Here is a 21828-nt window from a genome sequence, read left to right on the forward strand (position 1 = left end):
TTGCTGGTGGGGGAAAGATAAAACCGTGACTGATAATTCAGTCTATAAGGCGAAAGATTTGAGCTTGCTCCGGATGCTGTATAGCGTAATCACGCAACAGGTAAAAATATTCCACCAGCACAGGGCTTTCGGTTTTAAATGACCAGATGCTATACACCAGTAAACAGACAGCAATACCAGCTGCCTCCGGGCTTAACTCAGCTTCATTTCCGTTATGCGGGTTAAACATTTGCAGGGAGGTTTCGAGCATATCAGGCCAGATAAATGCGCCGCCATTAGACAGCATACTGAACTCCCAGAAAGCACCTTGATAGCGATTACAAAGCTTCGCCATCATGTTAAAGATATCGCCTTCAATACGTTGCCAGTCTGGCACAGTACCAAAGTAAAAACGCCAGAAGGTACTACGACCACGGGAATTGACGAGGTTGGTTTTGATAACCGTTGATTCTTGCTCTTGTAAAGTAAACATAATAGAACTCCAATTCAGTCGATATTGATAGACAGTAATAAGCAAAAAAGCCCTACACCTTGCGGTGCAGAGCTTTCTCGAAATGATAGGTATATTGAGTATCATTTTTAGTGACTCATTCTGATGATTGATTCACTAAAATAATACAGATATAAAAATAAATGTAAGTTAATTAATGGGTTAGTCTGATGATGCTTTTATAATGGTATCACCATTACGTATAGTAAACACACTGATGCTATAAAACCGATGACTTTGACTAGCAAATGAAGTTATGTTTGCAGGTACAAAGAGTTCCATCTCTTTTTTTTCTACCCCCACTTTACCAAAAGAATAAGTGATACAGAAGGTGAAACAATGCAGATCTCAACTTCCTTCTTATAGTTCGCTGTTTGAGCGTAAAACACAGGTTGATCGTTGCTCTGAACGGGTACAACCACTGACAGCACTAATAGGGCATAAGGTAGACTGAAACAGCGCATTGCATAGACTGGATTTTCCGACACCAGTTTTTCCCATCAAACCGATTGTGGGCGAATAATGAATAAGCTCGCTCAGTTTATGTTGTAATTGATGTTTAATTGCCGTGGGGAGTGGCGAAAGCACCGCCTCAAAAGGTGAAGCGGTGGTGGAGAGATTTGTTTTCATAATGACTTCCTATGATAAATGAAAAGGCTCAATACCTGTATCTTTCAAGGAAGTAATATAGGTTTGAAAAAAATTACATTATGATAACTAGTGTTCAACGTGTTGCATTATTTTCTTTATTTTTATAACTAAATAGACCACTTGTTATATTATTAATCATTGGGATTTTTGTATATTGCTTAGCAACTTGTTCTAAATAGTATAAGTGATAGTTATTTTTTTGTTTAACTTCTTTAACAAATAAAGAAAACTCTTTTTCATGATAATAAGAAAGCTCTTCATAATGACGGGATAATAACGCTTTTGGAATTTGTTCTAGCTGTATTTGAGTACTTTTTCGATGACTTTTTATCGGGACGAGGTGAATAGGCTTCACCGTTCTAAAGAAAGGAAAAAGCACATGACTGGCACTAACACTAAAATGATATACTGAATTATCTTGATTTCGACAGAGACCTTGTTCCCATTCTTCTTGCTCATCATCATTGGCCATTTCAGCTAAAAGAGAATTAAATGCCATATAATTAACATGAACATTCTGTTTACACGCTTTACACCATTCTCTCGTCATATCTCTAATAAAACAATCGGATATATCCTTATCTTTCGTCTGATAATAAAAAATGATATGCAGATAAGGTCTATTGTTGGCATCCAATAGAATAACGCGAGAGTAACTGACAAAATACGAATATATTTGACGTCCTTTAAGTGTATTAAGCATCGCGCTAAATGCATTAACAAGCTCTTTTATATGTTCAGATATTAATTGAGTGTCTGAATAATCTTTTTCTATATAAAATGAAATAGGTAATAATTTGATATTTTTATGATTATTAATGCAGTGATTATAATTATTTACCAGTTTTTTATACGCATCTTGTTTCTCCTTTAACCACAATTTCATTCGACTTAATAACTCACCTTTTGGCTTTTTCGTGACACTATCTCTATGGGTTAAAGAGGTTGTTGTATTATTTTGGTAGTTAAAATAAATATAAACTTCATCAAATCTAGAACGGTCTTCACGCCATGGTATTGAATTTTTTCTGTCAGCTTTATTATTAGCCTCTTGAATACGTGCTTCTAAATATAAGTCATCAATAACATATTGCTCATCATTCTCTCTTTTATAAAAATCAGCAAAGGTATACTGATCGCGTAATATGTGTTCAGAAACAATATGAGGTGGTGTTATTTTATCTTGTTCTCTTAATCCAAGAAAACTTAACTCTTTAAATACCGTATTCATGCGTTATTCCCTCTAACATTTGTATAACTAAAACATTACTGTGAGTAATGATGGGTTAGTACAAAAATAGCACAAAATAGCCTCAAAGTCGATACCTACAAACCCTAAAAATAAGGGATATAAAGTAATAATTTTATATATTTTAAGTGGTTATATTATGGTGGTAAAGTGGGGTGTTTTTTGGGAGTTGTTCAAAGTTTATGGGCATTTCAGTATGACTAGACAGATTTCGAGCGACATTATTTATCATTATCACTGTCTTTTTTATCATCAAACTCACTCAGACCAGCGTTAACATTTCAACCCTAACACTATCTCATAAAAGACTCAGGGAATAGTTAGATTTTTTAGTCTTTAAATGTGATTAAGCGATTATAGCCTTGGAGTTTGTATATCATTACATCAGTTAAGTTTTCCACTGCAAATGATACACCTCAAGAAAGATAAAATATTTAGGTTATTAATATGATTATAAAGAAGTGAGAAAACATTATTTATATTTAACAGAAAGAAGAAAGCATTCTTATCCTATTGTCCTATAGATAAATAATGCTAACTCTCTACTGATTATTCGCTGTATTACGACTCAATGAAGGTCATAATGATAACAATCTAATATCATAGTCTTCTATTAACACTGTCATTAAAGCGAAAAGAATGACAAGCAGTAAAATCAAGATAAAGATAATGATAGGTCTAACCAAAAAATAAGAGGTCAATTTATTCATTAAAAAGTCTATCAACTCTTGATGCATAAAATATTTGGTGTCATGATATAATTATAGGTAACTAAGTTTACATTATGCTAATGATAAAAATTAAAATCAGAGCTATAATTTCATCATTAACCTAAGCCAACACATACTAACTTAATATTTTAGAAATTAATCCCTGTTGGTATAGTAGTATATTTATTTAATGTATTTATTTAATATATTTATTTAATATATTTATTTAATGTATTTATTTAATATATTTATTTAATGTATTTATTTAATAAATTAAAACTATCCATTAGACGTAAAGATGCAATATGTATCCATATAACGATAGAGTATATTACTCATAGTCTATCAATACCAAAGTAAAATATGAAAAAACTTATAATTTCAATTTATTTATTAGAATGAAAATAAATTTAGATGAAAAGTGTGATAAACCATATTAACAATATCGATTAATCGACTTCTAATCATACTAAAAAAATTTAATGACATCACTCTATTTAGCATTGAAATAAATGATAAAATAATCATTTATGACAAAGATCTATCTCTAGACTCGCTATATTACGATTATAGTTAAAATAAAAAAATACATCCTACTGAGTTGTTATGACATTCACTCAACTCAGGAAAATATCATGCATTACCCTATCGATAGCTATAATCTTAAATACTTCGATATTATTCATAATACCTTTATAAAGGCTCAAAGAAACTATACCCGATTATCTGTATTTCGTTTTGATTTACGCTTTCCAAGAACAATTAAAGTCATGAGAGATGACCGTAAAGTCATTACACGTTTCATTGAATCACTTAAAGCGAAAATAGCCGCCGATATAAAACGAAAAAGTACCACTTGGCACCGAAAGCTCACATTAGACTTACATTATGTTTGGGTAAAAGAAATTGGAGAGCGTAACCATAAGATTCACTACCACCTGATGATATTCCTAAACAAGGACATCTATCATTGCTGGGGCGATTTTAATCGTGACCATGGGTGTTTATCGGCAATGATACAACAAGCTTGGGCGAGTGCGTTACAGGCAGAATTATCAGCGGTAAAACAAAGTGTTCATTTTTGTAAGAATGGCGTGATGTACCTCAACCAAAATGCGAATGAATTAGAATACAAAAAACACTATGCCCAGATAATAGAACGTGCACAATATCTCTGTAAGCATCACACGAAACCATACCATCAAGGTGAGCGGCTTATTGGATACAGTCGCTGAAGAAAATAATTTACAGCTCCGCGTTATCGTTTGAAGGATTCACACCGCATTTCATTAACCCTTTCGGATCCTTCTCCTTTTCACTCTTAGGAGAAACAAACGATGACCAATACAACCAATTACCCCTTACTGAATGACCAATTTATCGACATGAAATTTATCACTCATCTGACAGGATTAACGGATAAGTGGTTTTATAAACTCATTCAAGAGGGTGAATTCCCCAAACCAATAAAGTTAGGACGTAGCTCACGTTGGTTAAAGAGTGAAGTAGAACAGTGGCTGAATGAACGTATCACCGCTTCTAGAGGCTAAGTATTATTAATTTAGTCAGTTACAGCGATTTTTTACAACTCACTAGTGAAATATTATATGAACGTCAAAAGAAGACGATCTTTAGGGTGCTAAGGAAGGTGCCGATTGATAGTTTTTTGTACAGCAACCATGAAAAGCATAACGAGATCTGCTATCATTAATAATGCCATAGGCGCCAGTCAGTGCGGGAATATTAAAAGACTTTGATGCTGATGTGAACAGAGCATAGGACTCACGGGAAATACTTGACCAAGGAATATGCGGGTCATTACCCCAACAAGTAGACGAACAGCCTGACATGAAAATAAATTACAGGCCGCGATTATCGATACGCTATACGCCGTCCGGTACACTTTGATGATTATGCTGGTCGTAAGGCAGGTGAACTATTTAGCCAAAGCCGAGCAGAAACCCTTTGACCCGATTTACCATATCTCCCGTCTACCTGATGTGAATGATAAGCCGATAGGTCGTCCTCGTTCCCGTCATCGTTAAGTCAGCCATAGGGAATGCTGTAGCAGCAAGGGGCTGTATGATGATCTCTATGGCCCTTATAGCCGTTTATTGTGGCGACACCGTGCAAGTTTATCCCCTGCCCGAATAAAACGCTCAGAATGGCGCTGAGCGCGTTATTCACACCCATTACTCCTCTTCAGCCGTCACTTTGCAGTTGCTGTAGACCGTAGCGTGGTCGGTGCCGACAACATAGGCAATGACAATTGGACTGTTGTTACTGGGATCGACTTCCTGACGCAGATTAACCCGTCCATCCTCCGACGTATGGTAATACCCGATACCGTCATATTCCGCTTCGCCATAACGGGTTTCAGACCCATTATTACTGTCCTGCTCAAACACACAACACACCGGAGAGAAACAATGAACATTTACAATCTGAATGAACTGGAGCTCGGTATCGCTGAATTACCTGATGGCCGCCTGACAAATGCCTTTAAAGAGCAGGAGCGCTGGCAACCGGCACTACCCATTCCCTTTTACTGTCCACACTGTCACTTACCGGTGTATCTGGACCGCCGTAAACGGCATTTTTTCTTTGCACACCCCGTTGATAAGAAATACCTCGATTGTCCTGAGGTAAACGCGGCTATCAGTTATCTGACGCGACAATCTCAACAAGCTGAACAGTTCTCCGAGCTTCATCCCATAAAGCCCATCACGGAATGGTATTGCGTCTGGTGTCGACGGTTTTACACCAGCCAGCAGCGACCAGTCAGAAAGTGCTGCCCGAAGTGCAGAGAGGGGATTTACAGCATACCTGCTTCTCAGGTCACCGAAAACCACAGCTATTTTCATTACGCGCTGAATAATCAGGGTATTGAATCGTTGGTACGCACTCCATTGCAGCGGTTGACGGACCTCACTGAACCGAATGTTATCGATGAGGCGCAATAAAAAAATACAGCAGTCCGTTATTGTCTGAAGGACGACTGACACCACGCATTCCCCACCTCAGTCGCCTTCTCCTTTTCATACTCAGGAGACAAGACAATGACGATTCAAACACCCCCAACCACCAGCCTGCTGAATGACCAGTTTGTTGATATGAAATTTATCACTCAGTTTACCGGGCTTACGGATAAATGGTTCTACAAGCTCATACAGGACGGTGAGTTTCCCAAACCGATTAAACTGGGACGCAGCTCAAGATGGCTGAAAAGCGAGGTTGAACAGTGGTTACAAGCGCGCATTGATGAATCGAGAGAGGGCAACTCCGCCCTTGGATTCTAAGGCACTAGCGCGAGTCGCCGTGCATTTTCCATAGCATACCCACCCATTAACCCACCAACTCAATTTCAACCACACCTGGTGCGATTGAATGCGCTCTAGGCAAAGCGACGCCCTAAACATACGAACCTGGCTCGATACGCATGTAGGCACAGCTCAGTGGTCTTCTAAGTTTCAAGGTGGGTTGCCGAGTGTGGATCCTGAATGTTGGGTACTCAGAACGTTTAGTTTAAATTTTACAGAAGGAGCACACCCATGCTTAAATTACATGAAGTCAAAATGTCGCTAGCCTTAACGCAGAACAATCGTTTCGCGGGAGCCACCCAAGAACCGAGTTATTCACGAGAAAACTATTACTGTGCTCACTGCGGTGAGCCCGTCACACTGCACAAGACGCCAACGGAGTCATGGTTTACCCATTCTGATCCTCAGAGCGCAGAGCACTGTCCGCGGGTCATCAGTAAGATCAAGAGCTTAGAAGACAAGGCACGACTGAGCACACAGGTTCGATCAGTGTCCCCTATTTTAAAGGTCACGAATTGGTTTTGCGTGCAGTGTCGTGAGTATTTTACAAACAATCAAAAATGTTGCCCGAAGTGCCATGAGGGGATTTGGTGTATTCCAGCGGAGAATGTTACAGAAGAACATCAGCCTAAAACAAATAGGTAATATCCATATAAGCGATTTAAATATTAATGGATTTTAATAATTATAATGCTATTCACTTTATAACCTAACTCCATCCTATATTCTGTGTTTGCTCATTGAGTAGCGGCCTAGACCTTAACAAACTCAATGATTTACCGAAAAGAAACCGCATCAAAAATGCCTGTTTGCCCACCACTTGCCTATGGCTTTTACTAAATCTTAGTGGTACTTCTTGGCTATGACTACGGAAAAACAGTGCCGTTTTTATGCTACTGTTAGAGCTAAAACATAGCAGTTTTGAAGGGCTTTATCGAGTGATTTTTTCAACACTCCATTTAATAATGGGATACAATAATATCCACTTTTTGTTTTATTTAGTTATAATGGATATAACTGTGTCCATTTGGTCTTTGCGGATGAAATTTACCTTACTTGATGATACCGATATAAGCCAAGCCTATGCGGCTTATTTACGTGAGTTACGAAAGCAGGCAAAGCTGTCACGAGCGGCGCTTGCTGAGCGAAGCTGTGTACCGGCGGCCACCATTAAGAAATTTGAGTTGACTGGGCAAATTTCATTTCGCCAATTGCTGTTGCTATGGCAGACCCTTGATTCGCTAGATAGGTTATACGAGCTCACACAACCTAGCAAAGAGCGTGCTGCTATACCCACGAGTATTGATGAGGTGTTAAAAGATGAGTTTTAAACCCATTCAAAAACTCGCCGTAACTCGCACGTTAAGCTCAGGTGAGCAGGTTGCAGTAGGGGTCTTGGCGCAGAATCGGCAAGGCGTTTTTTTTCAGTATGCAGACAGCTATTTGCAGCAGTTTGGCAATTTATCACCTTTTACCTTGCAGTCGAACGCGCAAGTTCAAGTCGCTCCTAAGCAGCCACACCAAGGTGTACATGGCGTATTTGGAGATTGTTTGCCCGATGGCTGGGGCATGCTGTTACAAGATCGTATTTTCCGGCAACAGGGCATCCTGCCTAATCAATTAACGGCGATGGATAGACTGGCCTTTGTCGGTGATAAAGGCATGGGAGCATTGTCTTTTTCTTCGGTGTCTGAGTTTTCAGCCACCACGCGCGCGGATATTGATTTAGCGACGTTAGGCTTAGAAGCACAAATTTTGTTCGATTCTTCGATGCCAGATTATATGGATGATAATCACGATGAGTTAGATGGGCATACGCAACAGGTGTTGGCCGCATTAGTCGCCGGAGGTAGTTCGGGTGGGGCAAGGCCTAAGGCGCAAATTTATATGCCTGCTGGGGAAACTCAGCATTGTCGAACCTTTGCAAAGCCTAGTGATGAGGCTTGGCTGATTAAGTTTACCTCTAAAAATCTCGCGCTCGGCCATGAAGAAGGTTTGTGTGAGGCGGTTTATTTACAAATGGCAGAAGTTGCTAAGTGTCAACCGCCGCAATGGCAACTCATTGAAGCACCACCTACAAGCGGTGCGTCTGCTTGGTTGGCGCTTAAGCGTTTTGATTATGTCACTGAACAGGCCGACTTAGGCAGCAAGCGCAGTGCAGGTCGCCTGCATATGCACAGCGCTTGCGGGCTGCTGGATGCAGACTTTCGAACGCCAAGTTTAGATTACATTGATTTAATTAAAGCCAGCCGTCAGTTGTGTAAATCGCCAGCCGCTGGGCAGCTGCAATTTCGCCGTGCCATTTTTAACCTGCTGTCGTCTAATCAAGACGACCACAGTAAAAACTGGGCGTTTTTGCAAGCGGATGACGGTCAATGGGATCCTGCCCCTTTTTACGATGTTACCTACAGCCCACATCCATTCAACGAACACGCTACTGCGTTCGGAGGTTATGGTAAAGCGCCACAGCTTAAGGTGATGCAAAAACTTGCTACCAGTGCTGGCTACGGGAGTTGGCATGAGGCAAGGCAAGTCATTGAAGAAGTCGCAGAAGCCATCAGCCAATTTACGTATCTGGCACAGCAGCAAGGGATCAGTAAAACGACAGCATCTGCGATTACTAAAACACTGGATCAGCGCAAACAGGAAAATGCAGCGCTTTTTCAATGAGAGTTTTACAGTCAAGTAATGCGTGGCAAGCCAACGTTAAGCTGTTGAGTCGTTTTAAGTGTAATTCGGGGCAGAATTGGTAAAGAGAGTCGTGTAAAATATCGAGTTCGCACATCTTGTTGTCCGATTATTGATTTTTCGCGAAATCATTTGAACATATGACAAGATGTGTATCTACCTTAACTTAATGATTTTTATCAAAATAATTAGGGGATTCATCAGGGCTATTCATTTGAGCATTAAATATATTTATATTAAAATATCGCTAACGGCTGGATTTTGAAAGGGCTTAAATTTTGGAAAACAATAATAACTTCTACCTTGCAACTGAAACCACTCTTTTTAATTATCTAAGTAAACTACTGCTTATTATCTCGGAAAGCGAACAGCCCCTTGAGGTTAAAAACAGGGTTAGATATGAGGTTTTAGTTTGCTTCGAACTTCATGGATTAGCTCATGTTAACACTGAGGGGAAATTGGTAGCCAGCCCCGAGATAAAGAACGTTATATTCAATATTTTTTATTATTCAAATTTAGGCCAACTTTTTGATAAGTACCCCAGCCTCACAAATGACCAAAATACTTTAAAGGGAAAAGAGTGTTTAAATGACTTCTTGGCAATCCTGATGCGATTCAGTGACATCGCTAAAGAACTGCATTCCGTTGTGCATGGTGAGATAATAAACAAGGACAGAATCCCTTTGGTTATTTTTAAGGATTTTTTTCCAGAAACAGATATAATCCCAACTGATATGCTAGTAAAAAATTGTTATATAAATAGCTTTCATGTCGAATCCCCAAACCAACTAAATAATCAATTTAGAAAACTGACGGCACTATCCGATAGTGACATGTTCCAATATATCCAATCGGAATATAATACCTTTTATATAATTTCAAACTTTGTTGATAAAATCATTCTGAATTATAAAGCGAATGAATTTAAGCCTTCCCGCATTGATTACAACAGACCAAGTGATATCGCCCCCACCAAAAAGACATCATGGGACTTTAACGAAGAAGAAAATGATTTGAATTACAGGTTATATGAAGAAGAGAAAAAATCAGAAAATAACAAGCTCGTAATTATAACTATAGCTGTTTTCTGTGCGCCTATTATCTTAGGTGGGGTATATAACCAGAACATTTTTTTCACTCTAATGGGTATCGCTTTAGGTGTATTTATCTATTCTAAATGGCATGTTTAGTATTCTTAGTTTTAAGATCTAAATACGAAGATGCCGCAGGGTTAGTGCGGCATTTTGCTGGTGGATTTATAGACCCCGCTCTGGGGGAACCCCTCGCGCCGCGCGTCCCCTCAGACACGCTCGCAACTCCAGTTACCATCAGCATATCATACCGATCGCCGATTTCAGCTTTTTTATACCTTTCCTTTATGCTTTAGTTTTTCGTACAGGGCAATATGCCACTGGTAAGAATCCGTTCCAACATGCTCGATGACCTCGTGACATTTCAGTTTGTTCATTCTGCCGAACTGAGTCGGTATGCCCATGTCCACTTCCCCTAAAATAAGACAGCTATAATTAGATTTTCTGCCCTAAAATTTGCAGAGGTCATGATGAAAAAAGTCCGTTTTACTGAAACTCAAATCGTTAATATCTTAAAGCTGACTGATTCTGGTATGAAAGTGGACGATATTTGCCGTCAAAATGGGATTAGCAATGCCACTTATTATAATTGGAAATCAAAGTATGGTGGTATGGAAGCTAATGATGTTAAACGATTAAAAGAACTAGAAGACGAAAATACTAAGCTCAAAAAAATGTTTGCAGAAGTTAGCCTTGAAAATCATGCGATGAAGGAACTTTTTGCAAAAAAGGGTTGGTAGTGGCTGAGAAAAAGTCCTGCGCTCAATCGTTAAAACAGGCAGGTTTATCAGTCATTAAGGCTTGTCAGTTAACGTCGTTATCCCGAACAACGTTTTACCGTCAACCCGTTGATTGGCGTAAAAAAGACGGTGTGGTGATTGATGCCATACAAACTGTTTTAGCAAAATCGCCTCAGTCAGGTTTCTGGAAATGCTATTTCCGGTTAAGATTTCAAGGCTATCCCTTTAATCATAAACGAGTTTATCGTGTTTATTGTCGTTTAGCTGAACAAGATGCAGACCGCTTTGCATCCGCATTCTTAATGCCTGAACGTAGCATATTAGCCTCCATACCAAGAATGCCAAAATTAGATCACCTCATTTTATTGAAGAAAAATTGGAAAGTTTCATTGGCTGCCTTAGTGCGCCGTACCTTTGATGTAGGCTTGTCTACAGAATGGCATTATCGACAACTATCAATAGAACTTAATCGTCGAGGCTTTCGTACTGGAGAACCCCAAGGAATGCCTGAGCGTGAAAAATCATTAATCTTGGAAAAAGTTTTTTCAACATTACGTACTCAAGGCATAAAACGAACCGAGATTCTCGAACAATTAAGATTCCCTCCTGATGAAGTAAACGCACTAACATTTAACAATCCTTTCTTTATGGAAGCAATTACTGGTGCTGGGTTCGAATCGGGTATTGAACGTAATAGGCACAAGCCCCAACTACAGCTTGTAAAATAGAGCGAACAGCATCACTTCACTATAAAAAATAGAAATTAGCCATCCTTCGGTAAAGATGGCTAATGATCACTTAAAATTCACACTAACCACATTTCCCAAACTCCCCTCTAACTCATCCGCATACCACTGCATCATTTCCTTACGTCCATCCATATACTGAGCATTGTTATAAGTGCTATGGATTGCCTGCTCGAGAAAGGTCATTTTCCCTATGAAGTGATTAACCAGACAATCGCAAATAGATGGCTTAAATATTGTGACGGGCAGCATTTAATGCATGGTAAAAGTTGGAGCGAAAGAAACAGAATATTATCAGTACCCTGATGAATAGCTGCCACTGTTTTACAATTTAGGTAATTCTAGTGATACAGGAAATTATGTAACATGTAACTCAACAATTAATCCAACAGGGGGATTGTTGAGTGTAATGATAATTTGAATAGCACTAAATAAAACCATAAGATGCTAATTTCCAAAATCCGGGCTATTTTTGGATGATTATTTTTAATTATTTTTAGAGCGTGTTTATCTTTGTAGTGCATATTTCAATCGACTCACATTGGGAGCCACATGATTGAAAATGCTAAAGCAACAACACTTTCATAATTTCGGGCTAATTTGTCATACCGAGTCGCCACTGCTCGGTATTTCTTTATTTTTAGGAAGGCATTTTCAACTAAATGACGATATCGATATAAGCACCAATCAATATCTTTATTCCCTTGTTTACTATTCCCTTTTCTTGGGATGACATGCTGACCCCGACGGCTTTTTATCAACTGTCGTAAGGCTTCACAGTCATAGCCTTTATCTGCAATAACAACTTCGGCTTCCGGTGAAGAGGTAACCAATGTTTCTGCATAACTCACATCATGGGCTTGCCCACCTGACAACTCAAAATGAACCGGAAGACCACTGCTATCTACCGCTAAATGTATTTTAGTTGAGTTGCCGCCTCGACTTTTGCCTATAGCCTGCTTTGAAGCATCTTTAACGTTGGCTCCATCTTGATGCGTTTTCACGATACTGGCATCAATAAATAGCCACTGAGGATCATTTAAGCGAGATAGAAATTGGAAAATTTCCATCATCACGCCTTTCTTTGACCAAAGGTTAAAACGTCTAAATACCGTATTCCATTCACCAAATTGACGAGGTAAATCGCGCCATGGAATGCCTGTTCTTATTCGGAATAAAATACCTTCAAGGGTCATTCTATGTGCTGGTTTGTTATAAATACGTCCGGTTAGGTGCATGATCTTTGATAGTAACTTCCAGCTATCATCTGTTAACATAAGTCTCGGCATTTGGGGGTGTTTTTTTGATTTTTGGCGAAACCATTATAACAGCCCCATTTGCTGTCTGCTTTTTATACCGAAAAGATCAACACGCTCTAGTCTGATTTATAGATAATTTGCTTAAAAACTATCTTTCTCAAGTTTATTTAGATATAATACCCCAAAATTATTAGAGTTAATTAAGAATAATCAGTGAACTGGTAGCTGTAAGCCCGGGGCGGTAGCGTACAAAAATTATGTGATAACTACTTCAGTGTCTGTTTTCTATGATTAAAATTCGATTCATTATTCCAAAATGAAAATATTAGTTACTGGTGGGGCAGGCTTTATTGGTTCAGCAGTTATTCGCTTTCGCTGAATTACTAATAACATCAATGACACCTTTATTAATGTTGATAAATTAACTTCTGTAGGAAGCTTAGACTCTATCTCAATAGGACTTTATTCCAGACGATGAGATCACAGGCAAAATGCAACATCGCCTCGTAATTTTCGATCTTTTTATCCTATCGGGCCAGTATTCGGCGAAAGCGATTCATCCAACAGTGCGTTTTTTCGACGACCCAACGATGGGCGTTGAAGTCCGTGTTTTTACTGGCATCAGACTCTTCTTTACGGGACTGAATATATGGCTCGTAACGACGGTTCTGTAGATAGGTTTTCAGCCAGCCTGCATCACGCCGCTCCGGTGTGCAGAACTCGTTGAACATATCCCAGTGGCGTTGAGCGCGTTACACTGGCAGCCAGTCTTGAGTACAAATAATATGGTATCCATGGTAGCACGGTTATCAACTCGTTTGCGGTGAGTGCCGAGCGGATGATTGGTTTTGTGTTCAGGGATAAGCGGTGCTAGTTTTTCCCAGAGTTCATAACTGATACGCCATCTGCTACCTGTCATATTTTCACCTTCAGAAATTACCTGTTACGACATTCTGATAATCCCTTTTAGGATAGGTTCTTAGGGTCACAGCTGATATTTGTAATATAAAAGTGATAAAAAATATATATGTTGTACTTGTAACTGAATTACATGTTGATTATTTTAATCAATCAGCATATATACAGAACTCAATCGCGCTCTGGGGTCCGACAACCCAGTGCGGTAACTATGGGCTTTTTTATGAAAACAATCATTACATATGGTACTTTCGATCTATTTCATGTTGGTCACATAAGACTTCTAAAAAGATTGAAAGAGTTAGGTGATAGATTAATAGTTGGCATTTCATCTGATTCTTTTAATAGCATTAAAGGCAAAAAGTCTTTTTTTTCCTATGAAGAAAGAGCTGAAATAGTTTTAAGTTGCAAATATGTTGATTTGGTTTTTCCTGAAAATAATTGGGAACAAAAAGAAAGTGATATTTTAAAATATAATGCAAACATTTTTGCTATCGGAGATGACTGGAAGGGTAAATTTGATTATTTAAAACCTCTCTGCGATGTAATTTATTTACCAAGAACAGAAAATATTTCAACAACAGATATAAAAAAACAATTATCTAATATTAGTAAAGATGATTTAAAAAAAATAGAAACTTATCTATCTCAAGTTAATGAAATTATTTTGGCCATTTCACGATGAAAAATTAATGAATAAAAAAATCTATTTTGAGATACAATCAATTATATCTCAAATACATCATAGCTGCCAATTAAAAAATGCAACAACTAGCTCACAGTCTTCTTATGTTATAAGTTTAACTTCATACCATAAGAGATTAAAAACATTACATATAACCTGTGAAAGTTTGCTTAGGCAATCTCTTCCTCCAAAGTCAATATATGTTTGGCTTAGTGAGGAAGAGATTAAAAAATCTGATGGAATACCTAAAAAGATGAAAACCCTTGAAAGTAGGGGGCATTAAAATAAAGTCTGAAAATATTTATTCATATAAAAAACTTTCATATTTTAATGAAATAGATATTAATAATATAACTCATATATTAACAGCTGATGGTCGAGTATTCAATGAGTTGATAATGAGGTAAACTGAGCTTTTCTGTTGAGGCTTAGTATGGCTACCATTTCAGTAAAATGCCGATTCTGTGGATTAACCGCCCCTGTTAAAAAACATGGCACCGGCAATGGAGGTCATCCCCGTTATCGCTGTCAGGCCTGTTGCCGCACTTTTCAACTCGATTATACCTACAACGCTTGTCAGCCCGGCATCAAAGAGCAAGTGGTTGAGCTTGCCATGAATAATGCGGGTATTCGTGACACCGCTAGGGCATTACATATCAGTATCAATGCCGTCGTCCGCACTTTAAAAAACTCTCGCCACGGAATGTAACAACACTGCCCCTAGATAACCTACAAATTCAGCTCATTTGTGAGGTCGATGAGATGTGGTCATTTATCGGTAACAAAAAACGTCAGCGTTGGTTGTGGTATGCATGGGAGCCTCGCTTAAAGCGGATTATCGCTCATGTATTTGGTTCCCGAAGCAAGAAAACACTGGGGAAATTGTTAAAACTGCTGTCTGGGTTCCGTATCGCTTTTTGGTGTACGGATGGTTACAGGGCGAACAAAGAGACACTCCCTAGCGAAAAACATATTTTAGGAAAGCTATACACACAGCGAATTGAGCGTGAAAATCTGACGTTGCGTAACCGATTGAAACGACTTAATCGCAAGACGTTAGGGTATTCAAAATCATCCGGCATGCATGACAAGATCATTGGGACTTTCATTGAGCGAGAGTATTACGTTTGAAATGCCATCAACCCTTTGGATACGTGACCAAAATTCATTCATAAAAATACAAATCAACATATTGGATACTTGACCCAAATGAACATGAAAAAAATAAAACAAACATTAATAAACCTACCAAATAAAAGTAAATTAGCAGCTAGTCTATTAAAATTTATAAATATATTTAGACCTAAAAAGAAAATTATAAATCAGGCTAGCCACGCAGAGAATGTTTTTAACCTAATAAATTCACTAAGCGTTCCAGTGATCCCATTCTTTGGGACATTGTTAAGTATTTATAGAGAAAAGAATATTACTTATGCAGATGACTTTGATTTTGCGACCACTAACACAAATGTGTTTACATCTGATTTTATAGAAGAAATAGAAAATAAAGGGGCTGCGCTAATTGCAGTTTCAGTTGTAGATAAAGAATTAGTTGAATTAACGTTTGATTTAAATGGTGCTAAAATTGATATATTCTATTTAGACAGTGATGATGAATATTATATTCATCGGTGTCCAAACTTCAGAAAAGAAAGAGCACAAAAAGAATTCACTCTTATCGAGAAAAGTATCTATACTTCCTACTTTCAAGTTAAATATCCAATATTTGGATTAAAGAAAGATGATTTTTCAAAACTTTCGATTCCTGATAATTGCCCAGAAATCTTTATTCGGCATTATGGTAATGATTGGATGATCCCCAAAAAAAATAACTTTATTGACTTTAAATCATACGAATTTATTAATAAAGAAAGCTACACTGCTTTTGGTTGTAGCGAAAATATTAAAAAACACCTCTTAGATAATAACTTATTAAGTAACAAATGAAAAAAAACATTATCTCTAGAGCGTATTTATCTTTGTAGTGCATATTTCAATCGACTCACATTGGGAGCCACATGATTGAAAATGCTAAAGCAACAACACTTTCATAATTTCGGGCTAATTTGTCATACCGAGTCGCCACTGCTCGGTATTTCTTTATTTTTAGGAAGGCATTTTCAACTAAATGACGATATCGATATAAGCACCAATCAATATCTTTATTCCCTTGTTTACTATTCCCTTTTCTTGGGATGACATGCTGACCCCGACGGCTTTTTATCAACTGTCGTAAGGCTTCACAGTCATAGCCTTTATCTGCAATAACAACTTCGGCTTCCGGTGAAGAGGTAACCAATGTTTCTGCATAACTCACATCATGGGCTTGCCCACCTGACAACTCAAAATGAACCGGAAGACCACTGCTATCTACCGCTAAATGTATTTTAGTTGAGTTGCCGCCTCGACTTTTGCCTATAGCCTGCTTTGAAGCATCTTTAACGTTGGCTCCATCTTGATGCGTTTTCACGATACTGGCATCAATAAATAGCCACTGAGGATCATTTAAGCGAGATAGAAATTGGAAAATTTCCATCATCACGCCTTTCTTTGACCAAAGGTTAAAACGTCTAAATACCGTATTCCATTCACCAAATTGACGAGGTAAATCGCGCCATGGAATGCCTGTTCTTATTCGGAATAAAATACCTTCAAGGGTCATTCTATGTGCTGGTTTGTTATAAATACGTCCGGTTAGGTGCATGATCTTTGATAGTAACTTCCAGCTATCATCTGTTAACATAAGTCTCGGCATTTGGGGGTGTTTTTTTGATTTTTGGCGAAACCATTATAACAGCCCCATTTGCTGTCTGCTTTTTATACCGAAAAGATCAACACGCTCTAGTCTGATTTATAGATAATTTGCTTAAAAACTATCTTTCTCAAGTTTATTTAGATATAATACCCCAAAATTATTAGAGTTAATTAAGAATAATCAGTGAACTGGTAGCTGTAAGCCCGGGGCGGTAGCGTACAAAAATTATGTGATAACTACTTCAGTGTCTGTTTTCTATGATTAAAATTCGATTCATTATTCCAAAATGAAAATATTAGTTACTGGTGGGGCAGGCTTTATTGGTTCAGCAGTTATTCGCTTTCGCTGAATTACTAATAACATCAATGACACCTTTATTAATGTTGATAAATTAACTTCTGTAGGAAGCTTAGACTCTATCTCAATAGGACTTTATTCCAGACGATGAGATCACAGGCAAAATGCAACATCGCCTCGTAATTTTCGATCTTTTTATCCTATCGGGCCAGTATTCGGCGAAAGCGATTCATCCAACAGTGCGTTTTTTCGACGACCCAACGATGGGCGTTGAAGTCCGTGTTTTTACTGGCATCAGACTCTTCTTTACGGGACTGAATATATGGCTCGTAACGACGGTTCTGTAGATAGGTTTTCAGCCAGCCTGCATCACGCCGCTCCGGTGTGCAGAACTCGTTGAACATATCCCAGTGGCGTTGAGCGCGTTACACTGGCAGCCAGTCTTGAGTACAAATAATATGGTATCCATGGTAGCACGGTTATCAACTCGTTTGCGGTGAGTGCCGAGCGGATGATTGGTTTTGTGTTCAGGGATAAGCGGTGCTAGTTTTTCCCAGAGTTCATAACTGATACGCCATCTGCTACCTGTCATATTTTCACCTTCAGAAATTACCTGTTACGACATTCTGATAATCCCTTTTAGGATAGGTTCTTAGTGATACTATTAGGTACTAACAGTTCGCTTAGGCATGGAAGTTTTGCGGCATTCTGGCTACACAATAACAAGAGAAGACTTACTCGTGGCTGCAACCCTGCTTACTCAAAATCTATTCAAACATGGTTACGCTTTGGGGAAATTATGAGGGGATCTCTCAGTACTAAGCATATTATTGACCCTTATCCAGATGAAATTTCAATTCCTATATCTTTTTTATATTAACGATGACAATTAAAAAAAAATTAATCAGTAACTTTTCCTATTTAAGTATTATACAAATAGTAACGTTATTAATTCCATTTATATATTACCCATACATAATTAGAAAATTCAGTATAGAATCTTATGGATTAGTCATTTTCATTCAAAGTATAATTATGCTTATGTCTATAATTGTTGATTTTGGTTTCAACATTTATGGAACTAGAATTGCATCAGAAAATGCTCATAGCAAGAAGAAACTATCTATTATATATAGTAGTATAACTTATATAAAACTATTATTGGTTTTAATATCTTTTTTAATATTCCAAACTTTTATTTGTTTTAATAGCAAGTTAAATGAAAACTATTATCTTTCTAATATTTTATTTTTTATTGTATTGGGTGAGGCTTTATTTTCACAATGGTTATATCTTGGTTTGGAAAAAATAAAATATGCAGCATTAATTAATCTTTTTTCAAGATTATGTATGTTGTTAATAATATTTATAGGCTCTTATACTTTTATTGGATTTTATTCATTCCCTCTAGCATTGGTTTTTTCTTCTTTGATTAATGGAATGTTATCATTATGGTTCGTGAACATTAAATTGAAATTGAAATTTATACCAGTATCTTTGAAAAGGATAAAGAAAGATATTAAAGAGTCATATTCATTTTTATTATCTCGTTCTATTGGCATTATAATTTTAAAATTAAACACCTATTTAATTGGTAATTATATCGGATTTGCTCAGGTTGCCTATTATGATCTAGCTGAAAAACTAATTAATTTAGCACTAATTCCTATAAATTTACTAAATCAAGTACTCTATCCTTATATTGCAAGAACAAAAAACTTTGGTGTAACATTTTCAACTATTAAGTACTTAATAGTTATTTATTTACTAATATATCCCATATTGCTTTTGTTTGGAGAGGATTTTATCATCTTATTCGCAGGCGATGATATGGCAAAATCTTATACCTATTTATTAATATTGTATTTTATACCTTTGTTAAATATACTTTCATATTTTTTAGGAAACTGTGCATTAGTTCTTATAGATAGAAAGAAAGATTTTAATAATAGTATCTATATTGCTGCATTTTTTTATATCTCATTTATTTTACTCATGAGCCAATTTGGATATGTAACTATAAGTACTCTTTGTTGGGCTATTGTATTGAATGCATTCATTACTAGTTTATACAGAACTTTAAAATGTATAAAATATAAAAACTTACTTAAGGAATAATATGTTAATTAATTTTTTACGCAAAATTTAAAAATTCTATTAAGTCTGCATATTGTACTTTTCCTCTTACTCGACTTAACCAGTACCAACCCAGCTTCTCAACGGATTTATACCATGGCACTTTAAAGCCAGCATCACTGACAATGAGCGGTGTGGTGTTACTCGGTAGAATGCTCGCAAGGTCGGCTAGAAATTGGTCATGAGCTTTCTTTGAACATTGCTCTGAAAGAGGGAACGCTTTCTCATAAAGAGTAACAGAACGACCGTGTAGTGCGACTGAAGCTCGCAATACCATAAGCCGTTTTTGCTCACGAATATCAGACCAGTCAACAAGTACAATGGGCATCGTATTGCCCGAACAGATAAAGCTAGCATGCCAACGGTATACAGCGAGTCGCTCTTTGTGGAGGTGACGATTACCTAACAATCGGTCGATTCGTTTGATGTTATGTTTTGTTCTCGCTTTGGTTGGCAGGTTACGGCCAAGTTCGGTAAGAGTGAGAGTTTTACAGTCAAGTAATGCGTGGCAAGCCAACGTTAAGCTGTTGAGTCGTTTTAAGTGTAATTCGGGGCAGAATTGGTAAAGAGAGTCGTGTAAAATATCGAGTTCGCACATCTTGTTGTCCGATTATTGATTTTTCGCGAAACCATTTGAACATATGACAAGATGTGTATCTACCTTAACTTAATGATTTTTATCAAAATCATTAGGGGATTCATCAGGTTAAAGTATCAATAAATTTACATCCGGAAACAAATTATTTAATTAAAAGTAAAGAAACATCTAAAACATTCAAAATATTATTCAAGTTAAATAACCTTAAAATGAATTTTTTATGCAAGATACTACTAAAAATTTACCTAGTCCACCTTGAAATAAAAAGAACAAAACTAATCTTAATTTATAATTCATTAATGAGCAATTTTAAAAAAATTAATCATAGCTCAATCAAGATTTAATAAGTGCTAATAAAATGAAAAATAAACCTTTAAATATCTAGAATTTAGCATTTATAGCTCTAACAAAAAAATAAAAAAAAACTTATTAAAAATGTAATGGGTTTTTCATTTATTCAATATTTTCAATAGTAACTTATCTATCAGGAATAAATATGCCATTAGTAAGCGTCATTGTCCCAGTATATAACACTAGTAAATACTTAAAAAAGTGCATTGATAGTATCCTTGCTCAAACACTAAAAGATATTGAAGTAATTATTGTAAACGATGGTTCTACTGATGATAGCTTATCTATCATTAACCAATACTCTGATGATAGAATAGTTATAATAAATAAAGAGAATGGTGGATTATCATCCGCTAGAAATAGTGGGATAGAAGAAGCTAAGGGAGATTATATTCTTCATGTTGACAGCGATGATTGGATTGATACTGATTATTGCCTAGATACTTATTGTTACGCAAAAAAAAATGACCTTGATATGGTTATTACTAATTTAAATATGTTATGGAATGGTATTGAAAAAGAAAAAAAATCTATTGAAAATTTACCGACAAAAGAAATAATAACAAACTTAGAATACTTGGATTTTTGGAGTAAGAACAAAGTTATCTCTAATTGTGTTAATAGGCTAATACGAACATCTTTATATAAAGATAATGATATATTACACCCAGAACATATATCTTTAGGAGAAGATTTAGTAACTACACCAAGGTTATCTTTTTATTCTAAGAAAATTGGAATTATCGATAAGGCATATTATAATTACATTCAAAACTCCGAAAGCATAATGAATTCAGGAACAATACGCAAGATATATGATATCATATATGTATTTTCTATATTAGATAATTTTTTCGAACAAAAAAAAATAAATATGAACACTAGCTATCTTAAAGCTTATTATTATTCTACGTTAATATCTAGAAAATACGATGTTAATGATGTGTTTTATAATGAAGCCATAAGCGAGTATATATGTGTGATGAAGAAAAGTAAAATACCATATCAACTTAACTTACATAGTGTAAAATTCATTCTAATCAAGATCCTATTGAATATTAGAGGTACAAAAAACACGGTTAAGTTTATTAGAGATATAAATTGCTTTTTCATTTCAATAAAACATCATCTTAATAAATAAAGA

The 21828-nt window shown here is 36.7% G+C and carries 21 protein-coding genes and 10 pseudogenes; 19 read left to right on the plus strand and 12 right to left on the minus strand.

Translation table 11 applies throughout. The features are described 5' to 3' along the window. Nucleotides 1-37: 37 nt before the first annotated feature. From M1F17_RS04180 to M1F17_RS04190, 3 genes are all read right to left on the minus strand, one after another. Complete coding sequence (locus tag M1F17_RS04180) at nucleotides 38-472, minus strand: antirestriction protein (RefSeq protein ID WP_004917455.1); 435 nt, start codon at nucleotides 470-472, stop codon at nucleotides 38-40. A 378-nt stretch (nucleotides 473-850) separates the two neighbouring features. Further along, nucleotides 851-1120 (minus strand): GTPase, encoded by a 270-nt coding sequence (locus M1F17_RS04185; protein ID WP_413242984.1) that lies wholly within the window; start codon nucleotides 1118-1120, stop codon nucleotides 851-853. A gap of 94 nt (nucleotides 1121-1214) precedes the next feature. Then, complete coding sequence (locus M1F17_RS04190) at nucleotides 1215-2372, minus strand: hypothetical protein (RefSeq protein ID WP_318837249.1); 1158 nt, start codon at nucleotides 2370-2372, stop codon at nucleotides 1215-1217. Between the two features lie 1363 nt (nucleotides 2373-3735). Here M1F17_RS04190 and M1F17_RS04195 point away from each other — a divergent pair. Together M1F17_RS04195 and M1F17_RS04200 are read left to right on the plus strand one after the other, a co-directional pair. Next, a complete protein-coding gene (locus tag M1F17_RS04195) occupies nucleotides 3736-4335 on the plus strand; it encodes an inovirus Gp2 family protein (protein ID WP_318837250.1) in 600 nt (199 codons plus the stop codon). 102 nt (nucleotides 4336-4437) lie between these two features. Then, nucleotides 4438-4650: a helix-turn-helix transcriptional regulator gene (locus M1F17_RS04200; RefSeq protein WP_240773144.1), complete on the plus strand. Its 213-nt coding sequence runs from the start codon at nucleotides 4438-4440 to the stop codon at nucleotides 4648-4650. A 132-nt stretch (nucleotides 4651-4782) separates the two neighbouring features. Here M1F17_RS04200 and M1F17_RS04205 read toward each other — a convergent pair. Continuing rightward, nucleotides 4783-4926, minus strand: a pseudogene (locus M1F17_RS04205) (transcriptional regulator); the annotation flags it as partial. Nucleotides 4927-5007: 81 nt separating this feature from the next. Between M1F17_RS04205 and M1F17_RS04210 the strand changes: the two are divergent. Further along, the gene (locus tag M1F17_RS04210) at nucleotides 5008-5145 is read left to right on the plus strand and encodes a hypothetical protein (protein WP_181468800.1); all 138 of its coding nucleotides are present in this window, start codon (nucleotides 5008-5010) and stop codon (nucleotides 5143-5145) included. Nucleotides 5146-5292: 147 nt separating this feature from the next. Here the strand turns inward: M1F17_RS04210 and M1F17_RS04215 are convergent, their stop codons facing one another. After that, nucleotides 5293-5508 (minus strand): hypothetical protein, encoded by a 216-nt coding sequence (locus M1F17_RS04215; protein ID WP_080025647.1) that lies wholly within the window; start codon nucleotides 5506-5508, stop codon nucleotides 5293-5295. Between the two features lie 21 nt (nucleotides 5509-5529). Here M1F17_RS04215 and M1F17_RS04220 point away from each other — a divergent pair, with 21 nt between their 5' ends. The 5 genes from M1F17_RS04220 (at nucleotide 5530) to M1F17_RS04235 (ending at nucleotide 9090) form a co-directional block, all read left to right on the plus strand. Further along, complete coding sequence (locus M1F17_RS04220; protein WP_156262353.1) at nucleotides 5530-6063, plus strand: hypothetical protein; 534 nt, start codon at nucleotides 5530-5532, stop codon at nucleotides 6061-6063. A 96-nt stretch (nucleotides 6064-6159) separates the two neighbouring features. After that, nucleotides 6160-6399, plus strand: a complete 240-nt coding sequence (locus M1F17_RS04225; protein WP_318837251.1) for an AlpA family transcriptional regulator — start codon at nucleotides 6160-6162, stop codon at nucleotides 6397-6399. Between the two features lie 276 nt (nucleotides 6400-6675). Then, the gene (locus tag M1F17_RS22550) at nucleotides 6676-7065 is read left to right on the plus strand and encodes a putative zinc ribbon protein (RefSeq protein ID WP_372843078.1); all 390 of its coding nucleotides are present in this window, start codon (nucleotides 6676-6678) and stop codon (nucleotides 7063-7065) included. A gap of 395 nt (nucleotides 7066-7460) precedes the next feature. Further along, nucleotides 7461-7751: a helix-turn-helix domain-containing protein gene (locus M1F17_RS04230; RefSeq protein WP_272513598.1), complete on the plus strand. Its 291-nt coding sequence runs from the start codon at nucleotides 7461-7463 to the stop codon at nucleotides 7749-7751. Continuing rightward, entirely contained in the window at nucleotides 7741-9090 is a 1350-nt protein-coding gene (locus M1F17_RS04235; protein WP_318837252.1) for a type II toxin-antitoxin system HipA family toxin, read from the plus strand. The genes M1F17_RS04230 and M1F17_RS04235 overlap by 11 nt, the downstream gene beginning before the upstream one ends. Here M1F17_RS04235 and M1F17_RS04240 read toward each other — a convergent pair. Next, nucleotides 9089-9205 (minus strand): annotated as a pseudogene (locus tag M1F17_RS04240) (hypothetical protein); the annotation flags it as partial. The gene M1F17_RS04235 and the pseudogene M1F17_RS04240 overlap by 2 nt on opposite strands. A gap of 181 nt (nucleotides 9206-9386) precedes the next feature. Here M1F17_RS04240 and M1F17_RS04245 point away from each other — a divergent pair. After that, nucleotides 9387-10298, plus strand: a complete 912-nt coding sequence (locus tag M1F17_RS04245) for a hypothetical protein (RefSeq protein WP_220699181.1) — start codon at nucleotides 9387-9389, stop codon at nucleotides 10296-10298. Nucleotides 10299-10669: 371 nt separating this feature from the next. Further along, nucleotides 10670-11667, plus strand: a protein-coding gene (locus M1F17_RS22555; RefSeq protein ID WP_372843076.1) for a transposase whose coding sequence is annotated in 2 segments (ribosomal slippage) — nucleotides 10670-10922 and nucleotides 10922-11667 — 999 coding nt in all. Because the reading frame shifts where the segments join, the coding sequence is not laid out codon by codon here. A gap of 66 nt (nucleotides 11668-11733) precedes the next feature. On the opposite strand, the pseudogene M1F17_RS22560 reads toward M1F17_RS22555, so the two are convergent. Both M1F17_RS22560 and M1F17_RS04255 read right to left on the minus strand, forming a co-directional pair. Further along, a pseudogene (locus tag M1F17_RS22560) lies at nucleotides 11734-11859 on the minus strand (integrase); the annotation flags it as partial. A 362-nt stretch (nucleotides 11860-12221) separates the two neighbouring features. Further along, complete coding sequence (locus M1F17_RS04255) at nucleotides 12222-12974, minus strand: IS5 family transposase (protein WP_220699178.1); 753 nt, start codon at nucleotides 12972-12974, stop codon at nucleotides 12222-12224. A gap of 286 nt (nucleotides 12975-13260) precedes the next feature. On the opposite strand from M1F17_RS04255, the pseudogene M1F17_RS04260 reads away from it, so the two are divergent. Next, nucleotides 13261-13395 (plus strand): annotated as a pseudogene (locus M1F17_RS04260) (dTDP-glucose 4,6-dehydratase); the annotation flags it as partial. Here the strand turns inward: M1F17_RS04260 and M1F17_RS04265 are convergent. Then, nucleotides 13391-13863 (minus strand): annotated as a pseudogene (locus tag M1F17_RS04265) (transposase). The pseudogenes M1F17_RS04260 and M1F17_RS04265 overlap by 5 nt on opposite strands. Nucleotides 13864-14085: 222 nt before the next feature. Between M1F17_RS04265 and tagD the strand changes: the two are divergent. The 4 genes and pseudogenes from tagD to M1F17_RS04285 all read left to right on the plus strand — a co-directional run. Beyond that, a pseudogene (tagD, locus tag M1F17_RS04270) lies at nucleotides 14086-14463 on the plus strand (glycerol-3-phosphate cytidylyltransferase); the annotation flags it as partial. A 91-nt stretch (nucleotides 14464-14554) separates the two neighbouring features. Continuing rightward, nucleotides 14555-14830 carry a hypothetical protein gene (locus M1F17_RS04275; protein ID WP_249999988.1) on the plus strand — a complete coding sequence of 92 codons (276 nt, stop codon included), beginning with the start codon at nucleotides 14555-14557 and terminating at the stop codon, nucleotides 14828-14830. 150 nt (nucleotides 14831-14980) lie between these two features. Beyond that, nucleotides 14981-15678 (plus strand): IS1 family transposase gene (locus tag M1F17_RS04280; RefSeq protein WP_249999991.1). Its coding sequence is split into 2 segments (ribosomal slippage): nucleotides 14981-15230 and nucleotides 15230-15678, totalling 699 coding nucleotides; the frame shifts between segments, so codons are not numbered across the junction. Nucleotides 15679-15756: 78 nt separating this feature from the next. Continuing rightward, nucleotides 15757-16494, plus strand: a complete 738-nt coding sequence (locus M1F17_RS04285; protein ID WP_220699179.1) for a hypothetical protein — start codon at nucleotides 15757-15759, stop codon at nucleotides 16492-16494. Nucleotides 16495-16549: 55 nt separating this feature from the next. Here the strand turns inward: M1F17_RS04285 and M1F17_RS04290 are convergent, their stop codons facing one another. Next, a complete protein-coding gene (locus M1F17_RS04290; RefSeq protein WP_220699178.1) occupies nucleotides 16550-17302 on the minus strand; it encodes an IS5 family transposase in 753 nt (250 codons plus the stop codon). A gap of 286 nt (nucleotides 17303-17588) precedes the next feature. Between M1F17_RS04290 and M1F17_RS04295 the strand changes: the two are divergent. Next, nucleotides 17589-17723, plus strand: a pseudogene (locus M1F17_RS04295) (dTDP-glucose 4,6-dehydratase); the annotation flags it as partial. On the opposite strand, the pseudogene M1F17_RS04300 reads toward M1F17_RS04295, so the two are convergent. Then, nucleotides 17719-18191 (minus strand): annotated as a pseudogene (locus M1F17_RS04300) (transposase). The pseudogenes M1F17_RS04295 and M1F17_RS04300 overlap by 5 nt on opposite strands. 82 nt (nucleotides 18192-18273) lie before the next feature. On the opposite strand from M1F17_RS04300, the pseudogene M1F17_RS04305 reads away from it, so the two are divergent. Next, nucleotides 18274-18402 (plus strand): annotated as a pseudogene (locus M1F17_RS04305) (IS4 family transposase); the annotation flags it as partial. A 79-nt stretch (nucleotides 18403-18481) separates the two neighbouring features. Then, nucleotides 18482-19717 carry an oligosaccharide flippase family protein gene (locus M1F17_RS04310; protein WP_272513648.1) on the plus strand — a complete coding sequence of 412 codons (1236 nt, stop codon included), beginning with the start codon at nucleotides 18482-18484 and terminating at the stop codon, nucleotides 19715-19717. 40 nt (nucleotides 19718-19757) lie between these two features. On the opposite strand, the pseudogene M1F17_RS04315 reads toward M1F17_RS04310, so the two are convergent. Continuing rightward, a pseudogene (locus M1F17_RS04315) lies at nucleotides 19758-20333 on the minus strand (IS4-like element ISVsa5 family transposase); the annotation flags it as partial. A 496-nt stretch (nucleotides 20334-20829) separates the two neighbouring features. On the opposite strand from M1F17_RS04315, the gene M1F17_RS04320 reads away from it, so the two are divergent. Further along, entirely contained in the window at nucleotides 20830-21825 is a 996-nt protein-coding gene (locus M1F17_RS04320) for a glycosyltransferase family 2 protein (protein WP_181468808.1), read from the plus strand. Nucleotides 21826-21828 lie beyond the last annotated feature (3 nt).

The sequence above is a fragment of the Providencia sp. PROV073 genome, assembly GCF_033688125.1.
Taxonomy (GTDB): domain Bacteria; phylum Pseudomonadota; class Gammaproteobacteria; order Enterobacterales; family Enterobacteriaceae; genus Providencia; species Providencia hangzhouensis.